Here is a 20,126-nt window from a genome sequence, read left to right as displayed (position 1 = left end):
GAGCGCTCCTGGGACTTCCGGTGACGCACTCGCGCGATCCGGACGCGCCGTGCAACACTGGACGAGCGCACTCGCCGTGGAGTCGTACAACCACCACGTCCGGGTCGACCGGTCCGGACGACGAACCGCGAGCGCGCACCGCCCCCGTCGTCACCCCGACGGTCCGACGCGCGCTCCGGCATCCCCGGAGGAGGTCAGCAGCGTGTCCACGAACACCACCACCTCGGCCGTGTCGACGAACACGCGGCCGATCACCGTCACCACCCAGTCCGTCGTCGGCATCGCCGTGCTCGGACTGGCGACGTTCTTCGCGATCACGACCGAGCTGATGCCCGTGGGCCTGCTCGGCACCATGAGCCGCGACCTCGGGGTCTCCGAGTCCCGCATGGGCATCGTCGTCACGGTCTACGCAGCGGCGGTCGCGGTCCTGGCGCTCCCGCTCACGGCGTTCACCGCGCGGCTCCCCCGCAAGGCGGTGCTCGTCGCCACCCTCGTCGGCTACGCGGTGTCGAACGTCATGGTCGCCCTCGCGCCGACGTTCGCGGTCGTCTGCGCCGGCCGGGTCGTCGGTGGCGTCGCGCACGCGCTCTTCTTCTCGGTGGCGTCGGCGTACGCGACGCGCATCGTGCCGCCGCGCCTGGCCGGGCGTGCGATCGCGTTCGTCTACTCCGGCAGCTCCCTCGGCTTCGTGCTCGGCGTGCCGCTCGCGACGTGGGTGGCGCAGAGCACCGGGTGGCGCCCCGCCGTCGGTGGCGTCGCGCTCGCCGCAGCCGCGCTCGCCGTGGTCGCCGTGGCCTTCCTGCCGAGCGTCGGCGGGACCGCTTCGCCGCACATCGGCTCCCCGCGTGCATGGGCCCGGACCGGACTGCTGTCCGTCGTCGTCGCCGACCTGCTGCTGTTCGCCGGGCACTACGTCGTCTACACCTACATCGGCCCGTACGCGATCGACGCGGGGCTCGACGCGGGCATGGTGAGCGGCGCGCTCCTCGTGCTGGGCGGCACCGGGGTCGTCGGACTCTGGCTCGCGGGGGTGTTCGTCGACCGGGCGCCGCGGCAGACCCTCGTCGCCGCCGTCGCCGTGATGGCCGCCGCCTTCGCCGTCCTGCCGTTCGTGCACGGGTCGCTGCTCGGCACGATGGCGGTCGCGGGTGTCTGGATGGCGGCGAACGGCACCACCGGCACGCTCTTCATGGCTGCGGCGATCCGCACGGGTGGGGTCTCCCCCGACATCGCCGGCGCGCTCGTCAACGCTGCGTCGAACATCGGGATCGCCGGCGGTGCCGCCGTCGGCGGACAGGCCCTCGGGATCGTCGGCCTGCAGTACCTGCCGTTCGCCGGGGCCGTCGTCCTGGTCGGCTCGCTCGGTGTCGTGCTCGTCGCACGCCGCGGGTTCCCGGTGCACACCCACACGCAGGAACACCTGTCGACGTCGTCGATCGAGGCGATCACCTCGTCGCTCGCGGTCGTCACGACCTCGGTGCCGGTGGTCAGTCGGGCGATCCAGACGTTGACCGGGTCGGTCGCCGTCTCCACCGGGTCGCTGCGCACCCGTCGCCAGCGCTGAGGCGCGGGCTTGGGGCGGGCGGAGCGGAGCGGGCGCCTCGGGCGGCGTCGAGGTTCCACGATCGCGGCACCTCGGCGCTCCCCGCGGCGCCTTCCGGGACCCGGGCGTTCCGCGGACGGCGAGTAGTGGGACCTCGGGGGTGCGGGCCGAGCGCGTCGCCGACGGCCGAGCGACGGGAGCGGGGCGGATCGGCAGTGCGCCGGCCCGACCCGCTCCCGTCGTGTCGTCAGTCCTGCGGGTCCGAGGCGCGACGGCGCTTCCGGACGGTCAGCAGTCCGCCGCCGAGGAGCACGAGGACGCCCGCGGCGACCAGCCCCGGCGTGAGCTCGGCACCGGTGAACGCCAGTCCGCCACCGCCGGTGACCCCGCCCCCGCCCGACCCGACCGGCGACGTGCCCGGCGTGCTCGGGGCCGGTGCGCCCGGCGTGGTCGGGGTCGGCGTCGGTCCGGAGGTCGGCGGGACCGCAGCGGCCGGCACGACGACCGCGAGCGACGTGGGGGCCACCCCGACGGCGGCCGTCGTCACCACCACGGGTTCGCCGGCGCCGTCGTCACCGGTGGCGACGACCGAGTACTCCGTCGACGGTCGCAGTCCGGTCAGCACGAACCCGCCTTCGGCGTCCGTCGTGGTGGAGACGGCGCTGCCTGCACCCGGGTCGGTGGGCGTCGCGACGACCTCCGCCGCGGCGGCGGGCGCACCGTCGGCGTCGGTGACGGTGCCCGGCTGGTCGACCGTCGGCAGGGGCAGGACGAACGCGACCGGGGTCGGCGCCGCTCCGGACCCGACCGTCGTGACCGTCTGCGCGTCGGCACCGTCGACCGTCAGGACGTAGGGCGTCGCGGGCGTGAGCCCGACGAGGTCGAAGGAGCCGTCCGCGCCGGTCTCGACGACGACCGCCGATCCGGCCCCCGCGTCGGCCGGTCGCGCCGTCACCGCCGTCCCGGCGACCGGTGAGCCGTCGCTGTAGGAGACCGTGCCGGCCTGCGACACCGTCTGCTGGACGGGCGAGGCGAACGGGAAGTCGGCCGTGGCGGTCCCGTCGGCGGTCACCGTGACGGTGACCTCGGTCGGGCCGGTCGCGCCCGTGACGGGTGCGATCGTCCGGACCGTGTACGTACCCGGGCGCAACCGGAGGTCGTAGGTGCCGTCCGCCGCCGTTTCGAAGGTCGTGACGACCTCGCCGCCCTGCAGGAGTTCCACCGTCGCCGGTGCGGCCGGCGCGGCCCCGTCGAGCGTCACCCGACCGCCGACCGTCCCGAGGGGGGCCTGGACGACGATCGGCGGCACGGTGACGGACGGCGCCCCGGCGGCGCCCGTCGTCGCGGTGACCGGCGTCCCGCCGTCGGTGGTGGCGCTGATCGCGGTGCCCGCGGGCAGCCCCGGCGCCGTCCACCGACCGTCGCCGTCGGTGCCGACCTCGGCGAGGGTGGTTCCGGTGGCCGGGTCGGTCACCACGACCGTGGCGTCGGCGACCGGGACGCCGTCGGTGTCGACCACCGTGCCGTCCACGCCGACCGTGCCCGGCGGGGTGACGAACCCGAAGTCGGCGCCCGTGACGTCCGCGCGCAGTGCGATCGCACCGGGTGCGGTCTGCACCGTGGCGTTCTCGGGCGGGGTGATCGAGACGCGGTAGCCGTCGGCCTGCGTCAGGGCGTCGAACGCGTAGGCGCCGTCGTCGTCGGTGGTGGTGGTGTACTCGGTGCCGTTCGGCGCGGTCGCGGTGACGAGGGTGCCCAGCAGCGGCGCCCCGTCGAGCGTCGCGACGCCGGACAGGGACGACGTGCGGTTCGCGAACCAGGTCTGGTACACGGGGAACCCGCTGCGCTGCTGGTACGTGATCGTGAGGGTCGCGAGGGACGCGGTCGGCGTGAACCACGCCGACGCGCCCGCCGTGTCGCTCGCCGTGGCGTTCCCGCTCAGCACGCCGGTGGTCGCGTCCCAGGTCGGGACGTCCTGACCGACCGGGATGCCGCTGTCGTCCGACGGGCAGGACCAGCCGCCGGGCGAGACCGCCGAGCAGGAGTTGTAGACGCCCCGGAACCCGAGCTGGCCGACGGATGCGGGCGTGCCGTCCGCGAGCGTCGCGGTGATCGTCGCCTGGTCGGCGTCGACGTCCCCGAGGACGAACGACCACCCACCGGCGCCGGGGGTGCCGCCCGCGAACGTGTAGGTCGTGGTCGCGGGGCCCTGCGGGTTGTTCGCCGCGGGGCGCTGGTTGAGGTACGGGTTGCCCCTGCTGCTGCCGTACACCGTGCCGGACGGCGTCGCGGGTCCCTGCCAGGTCGACGCACCGCTGGGCACGGTCGCCTGGCTCGCGTCCGATGTGAAGGTCGTCGCCGGGAAGCCCGGGAGGGCCACGGCACCGGAGTACGCCCGGGCCGTACCGCCCAGTGTGAACGTCCCCCAGTGCCCGGCGGTCACGGCGGACGCGCTCGTGACCCCGCTCACCGCCAGCCCGGCTCCGAGCACGACGGCGATGCTGCCGGCGGTGATGCTGCGCCATCTGCGCATGTGAACTCCCCTGTCCTGGCGTCCCTGCCCCAGCGTGACCCTGTCCCAGCGGGCCCCTGTGCGGGATACCGACTCGGCGGGACCCTGACCCGGAACGACCTGTCGAGACGCGACCCTGTCCTGACGCTTGCTCAGACTATCCACGGCACCCGGACGAGGGCCAGACCCGAGGTCACGGAACGGCGACGACGCGCACCAGGCGGTCGAGCGCGGCGACCTGCCCCGCGACGAGGAGCCCGCGGGCCTCGTCGACCGGCACCCACCGTGCGTCGTCGACCTCGGGCACCTCCACGGACTGGCCGGAGCCGCGCGGTAGCTCGAGCCGCACCGTGTTGCTCCGGACGGCGTCGACGACGAACTCCTCGGCGTGCAGGGCGAAGACCCGCACCCGCTTGCCCGACGACTGACGGACCTCGCCGAGGTCGACGACCTCGCCCTGGGGGGCAGGGACACCGATCTCCTCGGCGAACTCGCGACGTGCCGCTCCCAGGGCGTCCTCCCCGTCCTCGAGCAGGCCCTTCGGGATCGACCACGCCCGCGGACGTCGGCGCCAGAAGGGTCCGCCCATGTGCGCGATGTACACCTGCAGGTCGTCGGCAGGTGGCGCCCCACGGTGCAGGAGGAGTCCGGCGCTGGTGACCACGGGCCGAGCGTACCGGCACCGCCCGGAACCGACCGGCCGGCGGCGAAGACGAGCCCGGCACCGCCCGGTACCGATCAGCCGACCGTGACGATCAGCCGGCGGTCCCGCGGAGCGTGGCCGCCAGCCGCCCGGTGAGCCAGGCGACGCCCCGCTCGTTCGGGTGCAGCGCCCCGGGCTCGAGGTCGATGCGGCTGAGGTCGCCGGTGCCGGAGAGCGAGACCCCCGCCACGTACGGCCGCGCCGTCGCGCACGCCGAGTGGGCCTGCGAGTCGGCGAAGACGTCGACGAAGGTGACCCCCGCTGCTGCCGCCGCTGCCGCCGACACCTCGTCGAGCGCCTCCTGCACCCCGTGCAGGTACCGCACGTCGGTGTTCGTGAACGGGTAGGTGTCCCGCGGGAAGGACCCCGCGAGCGACCCGAGGTCGAGCGCGGAACGGAAGCACCCGCGCTCGGGCGTGTGCGCGGCGTCCGGGAAGATCGCCGGGTACCCGAGCAGCACGACCTCGGCGTCCGGCGCCGCGCGGCGCACCGCGGCGAGCGTGTCCGCGATGCCGAGGGCGACCCGCGACCGGATGCGCACCTCGAGGTCGTCGACGCCGTCGTGGACGAGCGTGCTCCGGCAGGACGGGGCGTCGCGCCCGGAGAAGACGGGACCGCGCGACGAGAGCGCCAGGCACGACGCGGCCGTGCCGAACAGGTCGGCGTCGTTCCCGCCGATGGTGAGCGTGACGAGCCGGGTCCGCTCCGACAGCGCCCGGACCTGAGGCGGCACCCCGCGGAACTGGTGGCCGGAGACGACGTCGCGGCTCGTGGCCCCGGCGCAGCTGACGTCCGTCAGGTCCAGGCCGAAGCGTGCCGCGATCCGGTGCGGGTAGTCCCGTGCCGACTGCCCGCACGCGTTCGTCGGCAGCCGGGTCGGGTCGGGCAGACCGTAGCCGGCGGAGTACGAGTCACCGAGGGCGACGTACTCGCTGCCCGGTGGGAGGTCGGCGAGGGTCTCGGCCGGGTCGTCGGTGACCGGGTAGGGCTCGGGCACGGGCCACATCGGCGCGGCCACGGCGTCCCCGCCAGCACCACCGGGGGCGCTCCACGGACCCGTGACGACGCCCCACGGTCCGACGACCGCGGCGGCCGCGACGGCGAGCACCGCTGCGAGGGCGACGAGACGTCTCGGACGGGCGGTGCGGCGCAGGGGATCCTCCGAGCGGGTCAGGGCGACGGCGCGGACACGAGCCGAGCCGGCGCGGGGACGTCGACGCGACCACACGAGTCGAGCCGGACGGACAAGGATACCCGTCTGACCCGACCGACCGGACCGGACGGGGGCGGTTCCCCGTCCGGTCCGGTCGTCGCGGTCAGCGCCGACCCAGGCGCCGCTCGCCGCCGCTGCCGGTCTGGTACTGCAGCCCGTAGTGCTCGTACAGCACCGGCTCGGTCGACGCCTCGAGCTCGCCGTCCGTGGGGATCGTCGGCGAGTCCTTCGCGAGCTTCTTCGAGAAGGCGGCGCGCAGGTGCTTGGGGGCGACCGTGGCACCGACGAGCGGCACGAACAGCAGCTTCTGGAACCCGGGCATCCCGGTCGTGACGGCCGCGAACGCGGGGTCCGACGTCGCGGTGTCGTAGTAGATGCTCTCGAGCGTGCCGATCTTGTCCTCGGTGTCGTCGACGACGGGCAGGCCGATCCAGTCTCGGATGTTGGCGGCTTCGAACACGGGTGCTCCCTTCGAGCGGTGGTCCGTCGACCGGATGGGTCTCCGGGCGAGCGGGTGGGTCTCCGGCGACGCTACCGCGGCGGCGCCGACGGGTTCACGGGGTCGCGGACGCCTGCACCGGCAACGAGTCCACCGCGGCGAGCACGTCGTCGGCCCCGACGGCGAGGAGCGCCGGGTCGGGGTCCTCGGCGAAGACGTCGCCACGACGGACCGACGCGTCGGTGAGCACGACGTGCGGACCGGAGGCCGGCGGCCCCCACGCCTCGGGCGGGGCGGGACCGAAGACGACGACCGACGGGATCCCGTAGGCCGAGGCGAGGTGGGCGGCGCCCGTGTCGACGGTCACGACGAGCGAGGCCGCGGCGATGACTCCGGCGAACGCCTGCAGCTCGAGCGCGCCCGCGAGGACCGCCGACGGCTCGAGACCGGCCGCCTGCGCGACGGTGGCGGCGCGCTCGACGTCGTCCGCGCCTCCCGTCAGGACGACGTCGAGGCCGCGTGCCCGGAGCCCGCGCACCACGTCGGCGAAGCGGTCGGTGGGCCAGTGCCGTGCCCCGTGGAAGGCGCCGACGTGCACGACGGCCGCGCCCGGCGCGACCGACGGTGCCTGCGGGCGGGCGATCGCGACCTCGTCGGGGTCCGCCGGGATGCCGTGCCACGTGACCAGGTCCGCCCACCGCTCGCGTTCGTGCACGTCGTCCGGCCACTCGGGGCCGTCGTACCCGTGGGTCGGGTCGACGTGGCCGATCACGCGGCGGGCACCGAGTGCGGCGACGAGGTCCGAGGACTCCGGGCCGGCGCCGTGCAGGTTCACGGCGACGTCGACCGATCCGGCGGGTGCGGCGATCGGGTGGTCGAGCCCGTGCTGCGCGAGGTGCACGTCCACCGGCAGCAGCTCGACGACCGGCGCGAGCCAGGCGGTGGTCGCGAGCGTGATGCGGTGGTCGGGGAAGGCGCGGCGCAGGGCGTGCAGGGCCGGGACGGCGACGAGCGCGTCGCCGAGCTTGATGGCGCGGAGGACGAGCAGGTCCGGGCGCCCGTCGGACGGGGGCAGAGCGGGGACGGCGGTCACGCACCGACGCTATCCGGACCTCGCTGTGGCGGTTCCCTGCGGCGACCCGGTACCAAGGAGCATGGCTCTCGCGAAGGACCGCGTCGTGCGCGGTCTGCTCTTCGACCGTGACGACACCCTCGTCATCGACGTTCCCTACAACGCCGACCCGCACAAGGTCGTCCCCGTGCCCGGTGCCCACCGCGCCGTGGAGCGTGCCCGTGCCGCGGGACTGCGCGTCGGTGTCGTGACGAACCAGTCCGCGATCGCGAAGGGGCTGGCCACGCGCGAGCAGGTCGACGCCACGAACGCCCGGGTCGACGAGCTGGTCGGACCCTTCGACGTCTGGTGCGTGTGCCCGCACGACGCCGGCGACGGTTGCCCGTGCCGGAAGCCCCGGCCCGGGATGGTCCTCGACGCGGCGGAGCGGCTCGGGCTGGACCCGTCCGAGCTCGTCGTCGTCGGTGACATCGGGGCCGACGTGGGTGCTGCCGTCGCTGCCGGCGCACAGGGCATCCTCGTGCCGACGCCTCGGACCCGCGCCGAGGAGGTCGACGCGGCGGAGACCGTCGCCACCGACCTCGACGGGGCGCTCGACCTCGTGCTGGCCCGCGTCCCGGCCGCCCGCGCGTGAGCGGGGACCGACGCACGGGTGGCGACCCGACCGACGAGACGGCCCGGCCGCGCGTCCTGGTCGTCCGGCTCGACTCGTTCGGCGACGTCCTGGTCGCCGGCCCGGCGGTCCGCGCAGTGGCCGCCGGAGCCGCCCACGTCACGATGCTCTGCGGTCCGCAGGGAGCACCGGCTGCGCGCCTGCTGCCCGGCGTGGACCGGGTGCGCGTGTGGGCGGCCCCCTGGGTGACGGAGACGGCCCGGCCGATCGACGACGCCCTGCTCGGCGAGTTCCGCGCGCTCGTGACCGAGGAGCAGCCGGACGAGGCCGTCGTGCTCACCTCGTTCCACCAGTCCCCGCTGCCGGTGGCACTGCTCCTCCGGCTCGCCGGGGTCGCGCGCGTGTCCGGAGCGTCCGTCGACCACCCGGGGTCGCTCCTGGACGTGCGGCTGCGGCCCGGCGAGGACCTGCCCGAGGACCTCCCGGAGCCGGAACGGGCGCTCCGCATCGCGCAGGCAGCCGGCTTCGCGCTGCCGCCGGAGGACGACGGGAGGCTCGCGGTGCGCCAGGACGCCGTCGCACCACCCGAGGTGGCCGCCCTGGGCCGGTACGTGGTCGTGCACCCCGGCGCGAGCGTGCCGGCCCGCTCGTGGCCGGAGGACCACCACCGCGCGCTCGTCGCGGCCTACGCCGAGCGCGGCGTGCCCGTGGTCGTCACCGGCAGTCCGGGCGAGCGGGCGCTCACCGCGGCGGTCGCCGGCCGGACCGGGGTCGACCTGGGCGGCCGGACCTCGCCCGCCGAACTCGCCGCCGTCCTCGCCGGCGCCGAGGTCGTGGTCGTCGGCAACACCGGGCCCGCGCACCTCGCCGCCGCCGTCGGTGCGCGCATCGTCAGCCTGTTCTCCCCCGTGGTCCCCGCCGTGAAGTGGGCGCCGTACGCACCGGACGTCGAACTGCTCGGCGACCAGGGCGCCCCGTGCCGACTCAGCCGGGCCCGGGAGTGCCCGGTCCCAGGGCACCCGTGCCTGTCCGGAGTGCGCGTCGAGGACGTCCTCGCCGCCCACGACCGCCTGATCGCACGCGGGTGAGCGCACGACGCGCCCCTCGCCCGACTGCGCTCAGCGGATGAAGCAGGAGAAGCTGCGAGGAGCAGCAGCAGCCGGTGCGTAGCGTGCGGCACTGCTCCTCCTGCTCCTGCTGGGCGGCTCGCGCGCACGACGCGCGGGCGTCTGCGGAGCGACTGTTCGGAGGGGCACCGAACCGTCGAAAGGCCCTGCATGCGGATCCTCGTGTGGCACGTGCACGGCGGCTGGATGGACGCCTTCGTCCGCGGCCCCCACGAGTACCTCATCCCGACCACCCCGGCCCGTGACGGCTGGGGCCTCGGTCGCGGTGGCCGCGACTGGCCCGACTCGGCGATCGAGATCGACCCCGCCGACCTGGCAGACGCCGAGGTCGACGTCGTCGTCCTGCAGCGCACCGAGGAGCTCGAGGAGGCCCGTCGTCTGCTCGGTGGCCGACCGGTGCCGATGGTGTTCGTCGAGCACAACGCCCCGCGGGTGGACGTCCCCAGCAGCCTGCACCCGATGCGCGACCGCGACGACCTCGTCATCGCGCACGTCACGCACTGGAACGCGCTGATGTGGGACTGCGGCACGACCCGCACGACCGTGATCGAGCACGGCGTCGTCGACCCCGGGCCGCTCTACACCGGCGAACTCGAGCGCTTCGGCGTCGTCATCAACGAGCCGGTCCGTCGCGGCCGTGTCGTCGGCACCGACCTGCTCCCCCGCTTCGCCGACGTCGCGCCGGTGGACCTCTGGGGCATGGGCACGGAGCGCCTGCCCGAGCTCGGCTTCGGTGACCGCGTCGTCGCGCTCGGCGACGTCCCCGCCGACCCGATGCACGCCGCGCTCGCGCAGCGCCGGGCCTACGTGCACCCGAACCGCTGGACCTCCCTCGGCCTCTCGCTCATCGAGTCGATGCACATGGCGATGCCGGTGCTCGTCCTCGCCACGACCGACGCGGCGCGCACCGTGCCCGCCGAGGCCGGCGCGATCGCGACCGACGTCGAGGAACTGGTCCGTGCCTCCAGGACGCTCCTGGAGGACCCCGAGGAGGCCCGCCGACGCGGTGCCGTCGCCCGTGAGGCCGCGCTGGCGCGGCACGCGCTCGGCCGGTACCTCGCCGACTGGGACGACCTCCTCGACGACGCGGTCGCGCGCGGTGCGCGACGCGAGCACGCGGCGACCGCCGCGCTGGAAGGGAGCCTCCGATGAAGATCGCGATGGTGTCCGAGCACGCGAGCCCCCTCGCCGTGCTCGGCGGTGTCGACGCCGGCGGACAGAACGTGCACGTCGCCGAGCTCTCCGGAGCCCTCGCCGACCGCGGCCACCAGGTGACCGTCTACACGCGGCGCGACGACGCCGAGCAGCCCGTCCGCGTGCTGCTGCGTCCGGGCGTCGAGGTCGTGCACGTCGACGCGGGCCCCGCGCGGCACGTGCCGAAGGACGACCTGTTCCCGTACATGGACACGTTCGCGTCCGTCCTCGCCGCCGAGTGGTTCGTGGACCGCCCGGACGTCGTGCACGGGCACTTCTGGATGTCCGGCCACGCCGCGCTCGAGGCCGTGAAGCAGGTCCAGACGCGCGCCGGCGGCGTCCGGATCCCGGTCGTGCAGACCTTCCACGCCCTCGGGGTCGTCAAGCGTCGCCACCAGGGCACCGCCGACACGAGTCCCGCGGAGCGCGAGTGGATCGAGCCCGCGGTCGGCCGCAGCGCCGACCAGGTGGTGGCGACGTGCTCCGACGAGGCCTTCGAGCTCAAGGCGCTCGGGGTCCCGCTGCACGCGATCTCGGTCGTGCCGTGCGGCGTCGACACCGAGCTGTTCCGCCCCGACGGACCCGTCGAGGAACGCGGCCGGCCGTTCCGCGTGCTGACGGCGTCGCGTCTGGTCCGCCGCAAGGGCGTCGGCACGACGATCGCGGCACTCGCGAAGCTCCTCGACGAGGGCCGCGAGGCCGAACTCGTCGTCGTCGGTGGTGCCGGCACGGCCGGGGCCGACCTGGCCGACGACCCGGAGTACCAGCGCCTCGACGCGCTGGCCCGCTCCCTGGGCGTGCGCGAGCACGTGACCTTCCGTGGACAGCTCGGCCAGCACGACATGCCCGCGGTCTACCGCAGCGCCGACGTCGTCGTCTGCGCTCCCTGGTACGAACCGTTCGGGATCGTGCCGCTCGAGGCGATGGCGTGCGGCCGCCCGGTCGTCGCGTCGAGCGTCGGCGGCCTGATCGACACGGTCGTCGAGGACGCGACCGGCCTGCACGTGGCGCCCCGTGACGAGGACGCGGTCGCCGCTGCCGTCGGCACGCTCCTCGACGACGCCGAGCGCCGCGAGGCGTTCGGCCGCGCCGGCCGCCGGCGCGCAGAGACCCGCTACACCTGGCACAAGGTCGCCGCGGACAGCGAGCGCGTCTACGAGCGCCTCGTCGGCGGCCTGCCGGTCACGACGCCCGTCGCCGCCACCGGCGGTACCGCGTCGTCCCCCACGGCACCAGCAACCCTGACCCCGGGCTCCCGCCCCGGACGCGCCGCGCGGAACGCCCGCACGACGTCCGCGGCGATGCCGCACCCGACGGAGAGGACCGCACGATGACCATCGAGCAGCAGACCGGCACCCGCGAGCCGGCGACCGAGAGCGACAGCGTCCGCACGGTCGTCGACCACGTCGCCGCATCCGTCCCCGTCATCGCGTCGCTCGTCGACCACAAGGACCACATCGCGGCCTGGGCGGACGACATCGCCGCTCGCCTGGTCGCCGGCCGGCGACTCCTCGCCGCGGGCAACGGCGGGTCCGCCGCCGAGGCGCAGCACCTGACCTCCGAGCTCACCGGCCGCTTCGACGGCGACCGCCCGGCGTACTCCGCGATCTCCCTGCACGCGGAGAGCTCCGCGGTCACCGCGATCGGCAACGACTACGGCTACGACGAGGTCTTCGCCCGCCAGGTCACGGCACACGCCCGCGCCGGCGACGTCGTCGTCCTGCTCAGCACGAGCGGCAAGAGCCCGAACCTGCTCCGCGCCGCCGCGGCCGCCCGGGCCGTCGGTGCCCGCTCGATCGCGATGACCGGCCCCGGCCCGAACCCCCTCGCCGAGGCGGTCGACGACGCGATCTGCATCGACGGACCGTCCGCGAACGTGCAGGAGGCCCAACTGGTCCTCGTGCACGCGCTCTGCCGGGCCATGGAGCCCGCCCTCCGACGCGGTGGCCGCCGGTGAGCGCGGTCCGTTCCGCCGGCCGTTCCACCGTCGCCCGTCGTCGGATCGTCGTCGTCGGGGACACCCTGCTCGACGTGGACGTGTCCGGTACGAGCGAGCGCCTGAGCCCGGACGCCCCGGTGCCCGTCGTCGACGTCCGGACCGACGACCGTCGTGCCGGCGGTGCCGGGTTGGTCGCCTCGATGCTCGTCCGCGACGGGCACGACGTCACGCTCGTCACCGTCCTGAGCGACGACGACCGCGCCGACGAGATCCGGGCCCTGCTCCCCGACGTGCAGGTCGTCGCCGGGCCGTCCGGCGCGCCGACACCCGTGAAGACCCGGGTCCGCGTCGTCGACCACGCACTCGTCCGCATCGACGAGGGCTGCGCGACGCCGCCCGTGCCCGGTACCACCGCCGAGATGACCGCCGCGCTCGAGGGTGCCGATGCGATCGTGGTGGCCGACTACGGCCGCGGGGTCGCCGCGTCCGAGGGACTCCGCGAGGCGCTGACCGCCGTCGCCCGCACCACGCCCGTCGTCTGGGACCCGCACCCCAAGGGCGCGGCGCCGGTCGTCGGCACGGCGGTCGTGACCCCGAACGCCGCCGAGGCCCGCCGTTTCACCGACCTGGCCGGCGAGGGTGTGCCCTTCGCCACCGACGCAGCCGCAGCGCTGGTCGACACCTGGGGCGTCGACGCCGTCGCCGTCACCATGGGCGACCGCGGAGCGCTCGTCGCCGCACGCCGTCCCGCGGCCGAGGGCGACCCGGCGACGGGCAGTGGTGCAGCCACCGCGCTCGACAGCCGCTTCGTCCCCGCCCCGTCCGTCACGGCGGGCGACCCCTGCGGCGCGGGCGACCGCCTGGCCGCCGGCGTGGCGATCGCCCTCGCCGAGGGTGCCGACGTCGCCGAGGCCGTGGCCGCCGGCGTGCTGGCCGCGTCGGAGTACCTGGCGGCCGGTGGTGTGACCGCGCTGTTCGCCGACGACGGCCCCGCCCCCGTGCAGGTCCCCGGCGTCGACCGCGACGCGATGCGCGTCGTGCACGAGGTCCGCAGCGCCGGTGGCACCGTCGTCGCGACGGGTGGCTGCTTCGACCTGCTGCACGCCGGGCACGCCCGGACGCTGTCCGCCGCTCGGGCGCTCGGCGACTGCCTGGTCGTCTGCCTGAACTCCGACGACTCGGTCCGCGCCCTCAAGGGACCGGAACGGCCCATCATGACCCAGGACGACCGCGTCGAGCTCCTGTTGGCGCTCGACTGCGTCGACGCGGTGGTCGTCTTCGACGAGCACACCCCCGACGAGGCGCTCCGCCGCTTCCGCCCCGACGTGTGGGCGAAGGGCGGCGACTACGCCGCGAGCGAGCTGCCGGAGGCCGCGACGCTCGCGGAGTGGGGCGGCCGTGTCGTCACGGTCCCGTTCCACCCCGGCCGTTCCACCACGCGGCTCGCAGCGGCCCTCGCCGCCGTCGGCTGAGCCGGACCAGACCCGACCGGGCTCCGGACGGGAGGCACGGCGCACCGCCGCCACGCGCCTCCCGTCCGGTGCCCGTCACCACCAACGTCCGTCGGCACCGCCGACGGACCGGCACCACGCCACTCCCGGAAGGAAGTCCATGCCCGTCCCCACCACCCCCATCGGCCGCGTCCTCGTCACCGGCGGTGCCTCGGGTCTCGGCGCGGCGGTCGTCGCCGCCGTCGCCGAGGCCGGCGGCACGCCGATCGTCCTCGACCTGCGCGTCGACGCCGTCCCGGATGGCACCGACGCCGTCGCCGTGGACGTCACGGACACCGAGGCGACCGAGCGGGCCGTCCGCGAGGCCGCTGAGCGCCACGGCGGCCTCGACGCGGTCGTCACCGCGGCCGGCATCGACACCCCCGCCCCGATCGGTGCCATCTCGTCCGGCGACTGGGAGCGCATCGTCGGCGTGAACCTGCTCGGGACCGCCGCCGTCGTGCGTGCCGCGCTGCCCGCGCTCGAGGCGACGCACGGCCGCGTCGTGACGATCTCGTCGTCGCTCGCACTCCGCGGTGTCGGCGACGGCACCGCCTACTCGGCGTCGAAGTTCGGCGTCCGCGGCTTCTCGCAGGCACTCGCCGCCGAGACCGCCGGTCGCATCGGTGTGACGAACATCATCCCCGCGGGCATGCGCACCGCGTTCTTCGAGGGCCGGACCGAGCAGTACAAGCCGGGTCCCGACGCGCAGCTCATCGAGCCGGAGTACGTGGCGAACTCGATCCTGTTCGCGCTGTCGCAGCCGGCCGGGTGCGAGATCCGCGAGCTGTCGATCATGCCGGCGACCGAGCCGAGCTGGCCGTAGCCACACGCTCACGCGACGTCCGGGAGGCGCGGTGCCGGTCGGCACCGCGCCTCCCGCGTGTCCGGGGTGGGCGCGGACGAGGTGGGCCGCCGGCCCTGGCGACCGCACGACGCACCTCCGCCCCGCCGCCGGGGTTCCGGGATCCTGCGTCCTCGGCGTCGTTCCGGGCCGGGATCGCGACCTCGGCGAACGGGAGCGGGGTGTCGTGGGACCTCGGGCAGCAGGGCCCGGGCGCGTCTGGACGACGCAGCAGCGTGCGAGCACGCTGACACGCCGTCGCGCGCCGGGTCAGGCGACCGGCGCCGCCACGCGCTGCCGCGGCCGCACGGTGGCGAGCAGGTCGGCAACGTCGGCGAGCACCGGTCCGGGCTGGACCTCGTCGACGTAGGACGGGTCGTGCTCGCAGCGCTCGGCAGTCCAGCCGACCTGCGTGACGTCGACGTCGCACACCGGGCAGCGGGTGACGAAGGACATGTGGACGCGGTGGCGTCCACGGTCGACGGGACCCGCGTTCACGACGTTCCCGAACCAGAACACGCCGACGGTCGGCGTCCCCACCGCGACCGCGAGGTGCCGGGGCCCCGAGTCGTCGCCGACCAGGACGTCGGCGGCCGCGAGCACGACGGGCAGTTCGGAGAGGGGCAGTGCGTCCGTCAGGTCGTGCAGCCGCTCGTGCAACGCGGTCGGCACCGCGCCGAGGATCGCCTGCGCCGCCGGGACGTCCGTTGCATCGCCGACGAGCACGACGTCGTCGCCGGCGTCGAGCCGCGCGGTCACCACCGCGGCGAAGCGCTCCGGACTCCAGCGCCGACGGGGGTCGGTGGCGCCGGGGTGCACGGCGACCAGGTGCCCGGCGACGCCGAGGCGCGCGCGCACGGCCTCCCGCTCCTCGACGCCGACGTGCAGGCGCGGGTCCAGCGTGACGGGGGCCGCGCCGGCGAGCGAGGCGACCTCGAGTCCGCGAACGACCTCGTGCTGGTAGTAGACGTACCGGACCCAGCGCTCGAGGACCTCGGCGTCCTCGGTGGCGGTGCCGACGGTGTGCCGGGCCCCGAGTCGGAGCAGGAACGGGTTCGAGTTCCGCCCGCCGCCGTGCAGCTGCACGGCCAGGTCGAACCGGCCGCGCAGCCGGGTCTCGAAGTCCTCGAGCGTCGGTGCCCCGTCGCCGTGGTCCCGGACGCCCGGGACCACGGGGAGCTCCTCGAAGGCGTGCACGGCCTCGGTCCGACCCTGCAGCACCGCGGCGGCCGAGGGGCTGCCGAGCAGCGTGATCCTGGTGTCGGGGTACGCGGCGTGCAGGGCCTCGAACGCGGGCACCGCGAACATCAGGTCCCCCAGGCCGCCACCGCGGAGGACCGCGATCTCCCGGACGTCGTCGAAGGGTTCTCCACCGTTGCCGATCAGTTGCACCCCACCCGTCTACCGGACCGGAGCCGGGAGGACTGTCGGAGCAGGAAGCACCGCCCCGGGCCGGTGCGCGCTCCGGACGACGCACGGGACACCGGGGCCGGTGCGCACTCCGGACGAGCCGACGCGAAACCGGACCGGTGCCCAGGAGCAGGAGAGCACCGTGGAACCACTGTCCGCTTCCCGGAAGGTCACCATGACGCTCGCCTCCCCGTCCCCCACCGCCACCGACGCCGACCACCTCGTCGTCACCGACCCCGTGGACGGCTCGATCGCCACGACGACGCCCCGGTCCTCCGCCGAGGACGTGGCGAACGCCGTCGCGCGGGCACGCGCCGCCGCGCCCGCGTGGGCACGCACGGCACCGGCGGAACGGGGCGCGCTGCTGCACGCGGCAGCGGCAAACCTGCGGGAGCACGCCCAGGAGCTCGCGGACCTCAACACCCGCGAGACCGGCAAGGTCCCGGGCGACGCGATGGGTGGGGTACAGGCCGGCATCGGCACGCTCGTGCAGTACGCCGAGCTCGGCCCGGTCCACCGCGGCGAGGCCCTCCGTGGACAGTTCGGCGCCGCCGACTGGTCCGTCCCGCACCCCCGGGGCGTCGTCCTGGCCCTCACACCGTGGAACGACCCGGTGGCCGTCGCGCTCGGCATCCTCGGCGCCGCGATCGTCACGGGCAACACCGTCGTGCACAAGGGCAGTGAGCGGTGCCCCGGCACCATCGCCCGGCTGAACACGCTGCTCGCCGAGGTCCTGCCCGAGGGCGTCCTGGTCGGGGTCGACGGCGACGCCGCCACCGGCGAGGCGCTGCTCGCGCAGGACGGCATCGACGTCTACGCGCACGTCGGTTCGACCGCCACGGGCGACCGCCTCACCGAGGTCGCCGCGTCCACCCGTGCCCACGTGATCCGCGAGAACGGCGGCAACGACGCGGTCGTCGTCGACGCCGACGTCGACCCCGTCTGGGCCGCAGCGCAGGTCGCCCTCGGTGCCTTCGCGAACACCGGACAGATCTGCACGAGCGTCGAGCGCGTCTACGTGCACCGCGACCTCGCCGAGGAGTTCACCGCGGCCCTGGTCGCCGAGGCCGAGCGCCGCACCGCCTCCCCCGCCGCCGAGTTCGGCCCCCTCGTCGACGAGCGCCTCCGGCAGACCGTGCAGGAGCACGTCGACGACGCCGTCCGGCGCGGTGCCACCGTCCGGACCGGTGGTGCGACCCCCGGCGGGAACGGCACGTTCTACCCGGCGACCGTCCTGACCGACTGCACCGACGACATGCTCGTGATGACCGAGGAGACCTTCGGCCCGATCGCCCCGGTGCGCGTCGTCGACTCGTTCGACGACGGGCTCCGCCTGGCCGCAGCCGACCGCTACGGCCTGGCCGCGACCGTCCTGACCGGCGACACCGGCAACGCCCTCCGCGCGGCTGCCGAGCTGCCCGTCGGCACCGTCAAGGTGAACGCCGTCTTCGGTGGCGCACCCGGCGGCAGCGCGCAGCCGCGTGGCGCCTCGGGCGCCGGCTTCGGCTACGGCCCGCACCTGCTCGACGAGATGACCACGACGACCGTCGTCCACCTCGAGCCCGCACCCGCACGCACCAGCACCGGAGGCACCCGATGACCGCCGACGTCCGTCTCGTCCGCGACCTCGTCGCCTCGGTCGACGACCGCGAACCCCTGGTCGTCGTCATCGGCGACTGCATCCTCGACCGCTGGACCGTCGGTGAGGCCGAGCGGGTCTCCCGCGAGGCGCCCGCGCCCGTCGTCCGGGTGACCGAGACCATCGCGGTCCCGGGCGGCGCGGCGAACACCGCCGTGAACGCCCGCGCCCTCGGTGCCCGCGTCCGCATGGTCGGGCTCATCGGCGACGACGAGTCCGGCCGCGTGCTCCGCGAACGCCTGGAGACCGCCGGTGTGGACACGACCCACCTGGTCGAGGTCGCCGGTGCCCGCACGACCACGAAGTCCCGCGTGGTCGGCGGCGACCGCGTGGTCGTCCGCGTGGACGAGCTCGCCGCGACGCCCGACGCGCACGCCGGAGCACGCCTCGGCGAGGCCGTGGCGCGCGCCGTCCGCTGCGCCGACGCCGCCGTGGTCTGCGACTACGGCCTGGGCGTCCAGCCGGAGGACGTCGTGCCCGTGCTGGACCGCGACCGGCCCGGCGCCGTCGTCGTCGACGCCCACGACCTGACCCGGTGGGCGCACCTGCACCCCGACCTGGTGACACCGAACGCCGGCGAGACGGCCGGACTGCTCGGTCGTGACCTCGGCGCGGGTTCCGCTCGCGTGCCGGTCGTCGTCGACGCCCGCGACGAGGTCCTCGCCCGCAGCGGTGCCCGCGCCGCCGTGGTCACGCTGGACCGCGACGGGACGGTGCTGCTCGAGCCCGGCACCGACCACGCGTTCCGTACCCGTGCGACCCCGGCGTCCGAGCAGCAGGCGTCCGGCGCCGGGGACACGTTCTGCGCCGCGGCGACCGTCGCCCTCGCCGTGCAGGCGCCGCTGCGTGACGCGATCGCCGTGGCCCAGGCAGCGGCCGACGTCGTCGTGCGCGAGGCCGGCACGTCGGTCTGCACCGCCGCCGCGCTCGTCGACTCCGTCACCGCACCGGCCGCCACCGTCGTCGACCACGACGACCTGGCCACGGCCGTCGAGGCAGCGCGTGCCGCCGGACGCCGCGTGGTGTTCACCAACGGGTGCTTCGACGTCGTGCACCGCGGGCACACCACGTACCTGCGACAGGCCCGTGAACTCGGCGACCTGCTCGTCGTCGCCCTGAACGACGACGACTCGGTCCGCCGGCTGAAGGGTCCCGAGCGTCCGATCAACACGGCGGAGGACCGCGCCGGCGTGCTCGCCGCCCTGGCCTGCGTCGACCTGGTGACCGTGTTCGCCACGGACACCCCCATCCCGCTCATCGAACGGCTGCAGCCCGAGGTCTACGTGAAGGGGGGCGACTACTCCCCCGAGATGCTCCGGGAGACCGGCGTCGTCCGTGCCTACGGCGGCGAGGTCGTGATGGTCGACTACGTGCCCGAGCACTCGACCACCGCCGTGGTGCGGCGCATCCGCGAGGCTGCGGCCGCCACGGCAGCGGCGGCATCGGACGCGCGCGAGGCCGACGCCGCCACCGCGACCGAGCCCGACCCGGCGCCGTGACCGGGGCGCGCTGGTCCGGTCACTGGGCGCGCCCGGTGGAGGACGGGGCCGCGGCGGCGGAGGTGGACGTCCTCGTCCCGACCGTGGGACGACCCGCGGAGCTCGCGACGACGCTCGCGGGCCTGGCCGCCCAGACGGACGTCGCGTTCCGGCTCGTGCTCAGCGACCAGTCCGCAACCCAGGACGCCGCCACCGTGCCGGCGGTCGCCGCCATGCTGCGCGTCCTGGAGGCCCAGGGCCGTCCCGTCACGCTCCTCGCGCACCCGGAACGGCGTGGCCTGGCCGAGCACCGGCAGCACCTGCTCGAGCACGCCAGCGCCCCCGCGGTGCTGTTCCTCGACGACGACGTCTGGCTCGAGCCGGGCACCGTGCGCCGCATGCTCGACGCCCTGCGGGACCTGGGGTGCGGGTTCGTCGGCAGCGCCGTGCAGGGGTTGTCGTACCTGCAGGACCGCCGCCCGCACGAGACGGCCGTGTTCGAGCCGTGGGACGGCCCCGTCGTGCCGGAGGTCGTCCGTCGCGGGACGCCCGGCTTCGACCGGTTGTCGCTGCACAACGCCGCGAACCCGGCGCACGTCGCCGCGGAGCTCGACGTGGCACCGGGCGGGTGGGTCCCGTACCGGGTCGCCTGGGTCGGTGCGTGTGTCGTGTACGACCGGGACGCCCTCGAGGCGGTCGGCGGGTTCGGCTTCTGGCCGGTCCTGCCGCCGGAGCACTCCGGTGAGGACGTCGTCGCACAGTGGCGCGTGATGGAACGCTTCGGCGGTGCCGGCATCCTGCCCTCCGGCGCCGTGCACCTCGAGAGCCCGACCACGGTCACCGACCGGCGGGTCGACGCGCCCGACGTCCTCTTCGACGACCACGAGACGTCCACGCACCGCTCCTGACC

Annotated in this window: 17 protein-coding genes; 11 read left to right on the top strand and 6 right to left on the bottom strand. The window is 75.3% G+C overall.

What is annotated here, in order from left to right; all coding sequences use genetic code 11:
- Positions 1-202: 202 nt before the first annotated feature.
- Positions 203-1,564: an MFS transporter gene (locus QUG93_RS00595; protein ID WP_289471694.1), complete on the top strand. Its 1,362-nt coding sequence runs from the start codon at positions 203-205 to the stop codon at positions 1,562-1,564.
- A gap of 226 nt (positions 1,565-1,790) precedes the next feature.
- Here QUG93_RS00595 and QUG93_RS00590 read toward each other — a convergent pair whose 3' ends face one another.
- From QUG93_RS00590 to QUG93_RS00570, 5 genes are all read right to left on the bottom strand, one after another.
- Positions 1,791-4,076, bottom strand: coding sequence for a carboxypeptidase-like regulatory domain-containing protein (locus QUG93_RS00590; protein ID WP_289471693.1), 2,286 nt, complete (start codon positions 4,074-4,076; stop codon positions 1,791-1,793).
- A gap of 172 nt (positions 4,077-4,248) precedes the next feature.
- Positions 4,249-4,719 carry an NUDIX hydrolase gene (locus QUG93_RS00585; RefSeq protein WP_289471692.1) on the bottom strand — a complete coding sequence of 157 codons (471 nt, stop codon included), beginning with the start codon at positions 4,717-4,719 and terminating at the stop codon, positions 4,249-4,251.
- A gap of 91 nt (positions 4,720-4,810) precedes the next feature.
- Positions 4,811-5,986, bottom strand: a complete 1,176-nt coding sequence (locus tag QUG93_RS00580) for an SGNH/GDSL hydrolase family protein (RefSeq protein WP_289471691.1) — start codon at positions 5,984-5,986, stop codon at positions 4,811-4,813.
- Positions 5,987-6,074: 88 nt separating this feature from the next.
- On the bottom strand, positions 6,075-6,431 hold the full coding sequence (locus QUG93_RS00575; RefSeq protein WP_289471690.1) for a PRC-barrel domain-containing protein: 357 nt from the start codon (positions 6,429-6,431) through the stop codon (positions 6,075-6,077).
- Positions 6,432-6,525: 94 nt separating this feature from the next.
- Positions 6,526-7,503: a glycosyltransferase family 9 protein gene (locus QUG93_RS00570; RefSeq protein WP_289471689.1), complete on the bottom strand. Its 978-nt coding sequence runs from the start codon at positions 7,501-7,503 to the stop codon at positions 6,526-6,528.
- Positions 7,504-7,564: 61 nt separating this feature from the next.
- Between QUG93_RS00570 and QUG93_RS00565 the strand changes: the two genes are divergently transcribed.
- The 7 genes from QUG93_RS00565 (at position 7,565) to QUG93_RS00535 (ending at position 14,671) form a co-directional block, all read left to right on the top strand.
- A complete protein-coding gene (locus QUG93_RS00565; protein ID WP_289471688.1) occupies positions 7,565-8,116 on the top strand; it encodes a D-glycero-alpha-D-manno-heptose-1,7-bisphosphate 7-phosphatase in 552 nt (183 codons plus the stop codon).
- On the top strand, positions 8,113-9,183 hold the full coding sequence (locus QUG93_RS00560; RefSeq protein ID WP_289471687.1) for a glycosyltransferase family 9 protein: 1,071 nt from the start codon (positions 8,113-8,115) through the stop codon (positions 9,181-9,183). The genes QUG93_RS00565 and QUG93_RS00560 overlap by 4 nt, the downstream gene beginning before the upstream one ends.
- A gap of 189 nt (positions 9,184-9,372) precedes the next feature.
- Positions 9,373-10,374 carry a glycosyltransferase gene (locus tag QUG93_RS00555; protein ID WP_289471686.1) on the top strand — a complete coding sequence of 334 codons (1,002 nt, stop codon included), beginning with the start codon at positions 9,373-9,375 and terminating at the stop codon, positions 10,372-10,374.
- Positions 10,371-11,750, top strand: a complete 1,380-nt coding sequence (locus tag QUG93_RS00550; RefSeq protein WP_289471685.1) for a glycosyltransferase — start codon at positions 10,371-10,373, stop codon at positions 11,748-11,750. Before QUG93_RS00555 ends, QUG93_RS00550 begins: the two co-directional genes overlap by 4 nt.
- Positions 11,747-12,373, top strand: coding sequence for a D-sedoheptulose-7-phosphate isomerase (locus QUG93_RS00545; protein WP_289471684.1), 627 nt, complete (start codon positions 11,747-11,749; stop codon positions 12,371-12,373). The genes QUG93_RS00550 and QUG93_RS00545 overlap by 4 nt, the downstream gene beginning before the upstream one ends.
- Positions 12,370-13,827 carry a PfkB family carbohydrate kinase gene (locus QUG93_RS00540; RefSeq protein WP_289471683.1) on the top strand — a complete coding sequence of 486 codons (1,458 nt, stop codon included), beginning with the start codon at positions 12,370-12,372 and terminating at the stop codon, positions 13,825-13,827. The genes QUG93_RS00545 and QUG93_RS00540 overlap by 4 nt, the downstream gene beginning before the upstream one ends.
- Before the next feature lie 139 nt (positions 13,828-13,966).
- A complete protein-coding gene (locus tag QUG93_RS00535) occupies positions 13,967-14,671 on the top strand; it encodes an SDR family oxidoreductase (RefSeq protein WP_289471682.1) in 705 nt (234 codons plus the stop codon).
- A gap of 288 nt (positions 14,672-14,959) precedes the next feature.
- Here QUG93_RS00535 and QUG93_RS00530 read toward each other — a convergent pair whose 3' ends face one another.
- Entirely contained in the window at positions 14,960-16,081 is a 1,122-nt protein-coding gene (locus QUG93_RS00530; protein WP_289471681.1) for a glycosyltransferase family 9 protein, read from the bottom strand.
- 193 nt (positions 16,082-16,274) lie between these two features.
- Here QUG93_RS00530 and QUG93_RS00525 point away from each other — a divergent pair, with 193 nt between their 5' ends.
- From QUG93_RS00525 to QUG93_RS00515, 3 genes are read left to right on the top strand one after another with little or no spacing between them, the layout of a single operon-like run.
- Positions 16,275-17,699, top strand: coding sequence for an aldehyde dehydrogenase family protein (locus QUG93_RS00525; RefSeq protein ID WP_289472036.1), 1,425 nt, complete (start codon positions 16,275-16,277; stop codon positions 17,697-17,699).
- On the top strand, positions 17,696-19,237 hold the full coding sequence (gene rfaE2, locus QUG93_RS00520) for a D-glycero-beta-D-manno-heptose 1-phosphate adenylyltransferase (RefSeq protein ID WP_289471680.1): 1,542 nt from the start codon (positions 17,696-17,698) through the stop codon (positions 19,235-19,237). Before QUG93_RS00525 ends, rfaE2 begins: the two co-directional genes overlap by 4 nt.
- Positions 19,234-20,124 (top strand): glycosyltransferase family 2 protein, encoded by an 891-nt coding sequence (locus QUG93_RS00515; protein WP_289471679.1) that lies wholly within the window; start codon positions 19,234-19,236, stop codon positions 20,122-20,124. The genes rfaE2 and QUG93_RS00515 overlap by 4 nt, the downstream gene beginning before the upstream one ends.
- The last annotated feature ends 2 nt before the right edge of the window (positions 20,125-20,126 follow it).

This window comes from Curtobacterium caseinilyticum (genome assembly GCF_030363035.1).
Classification (GTDB): Bacteria; Actinomycetota; Actinomycetes; order Actinomycetales; family Microbacteriaceae; genus Curtobacterium; species Curtobacterium caseinilyticum.
This window is presented reverse-complemented; position numbering and strand designations above follow the sequence as displayed.

Bases quoted from the DNA above. Each gene is read 5' to 3' on its own strand.
- QUG93_RS00525 (WP_289472036.1), top strand. From the start codon at position 16,275: ATGACGCTCGCCTCCCCGTCCCCCACCGCCACCGACGCCGACCACCTC.
- QUG93_RS00565 (WP_289471688.1), top strand. From the start codon at position 7,565: ATGGCTCTCGCGAAGGACCGCGTCGTGCGCGGTCTGCTCTTCGACCGT.
- rfaE2 (WP_289471680.1), top strand. From the start codon at position 17,696: ATGACCGCCGACGTCCGTCTCGTCCGCGACCTCGTCGCCTCGGTCGAC.
- QUG93_RS00545 (WP_289471684.1), top strand. From the start codon at position 11,747: ATGACCATCGAGCAGCAGACCGGCACCCGCGAGCCGGCGACCGAGAGC.
- QUG93_RS00590 (WP_289471693.1), bottom strand. From the start codon at position 4,076: ATGCGCAGATGGCGCAGCATCACCGCCGGCAGCATCGCCGTCGTGCTC.
- QUG93_RS00555 (WP_289471686.1), top strand. From the start codon at position 9,373: ATGCGGATCCTCGTGTGGCACGTGCACGGCGGCTGGATGGACGCCTTC.
- QUG93_RS00535 (WP_289471682.1), top strand. From the start codon at position 13,967: ATGCCCGTCCCCACCACCCCCATCGGCCGCGTCCTCGTCACCGGCGGT.
- QUG93_RS00550 (WP_289471685.1), top strand. From the start codon at position 10,371: ATGAAGATCGCGATGGTGTCCGAGCACGCGAGCCCCCTCGCCGTGCTC.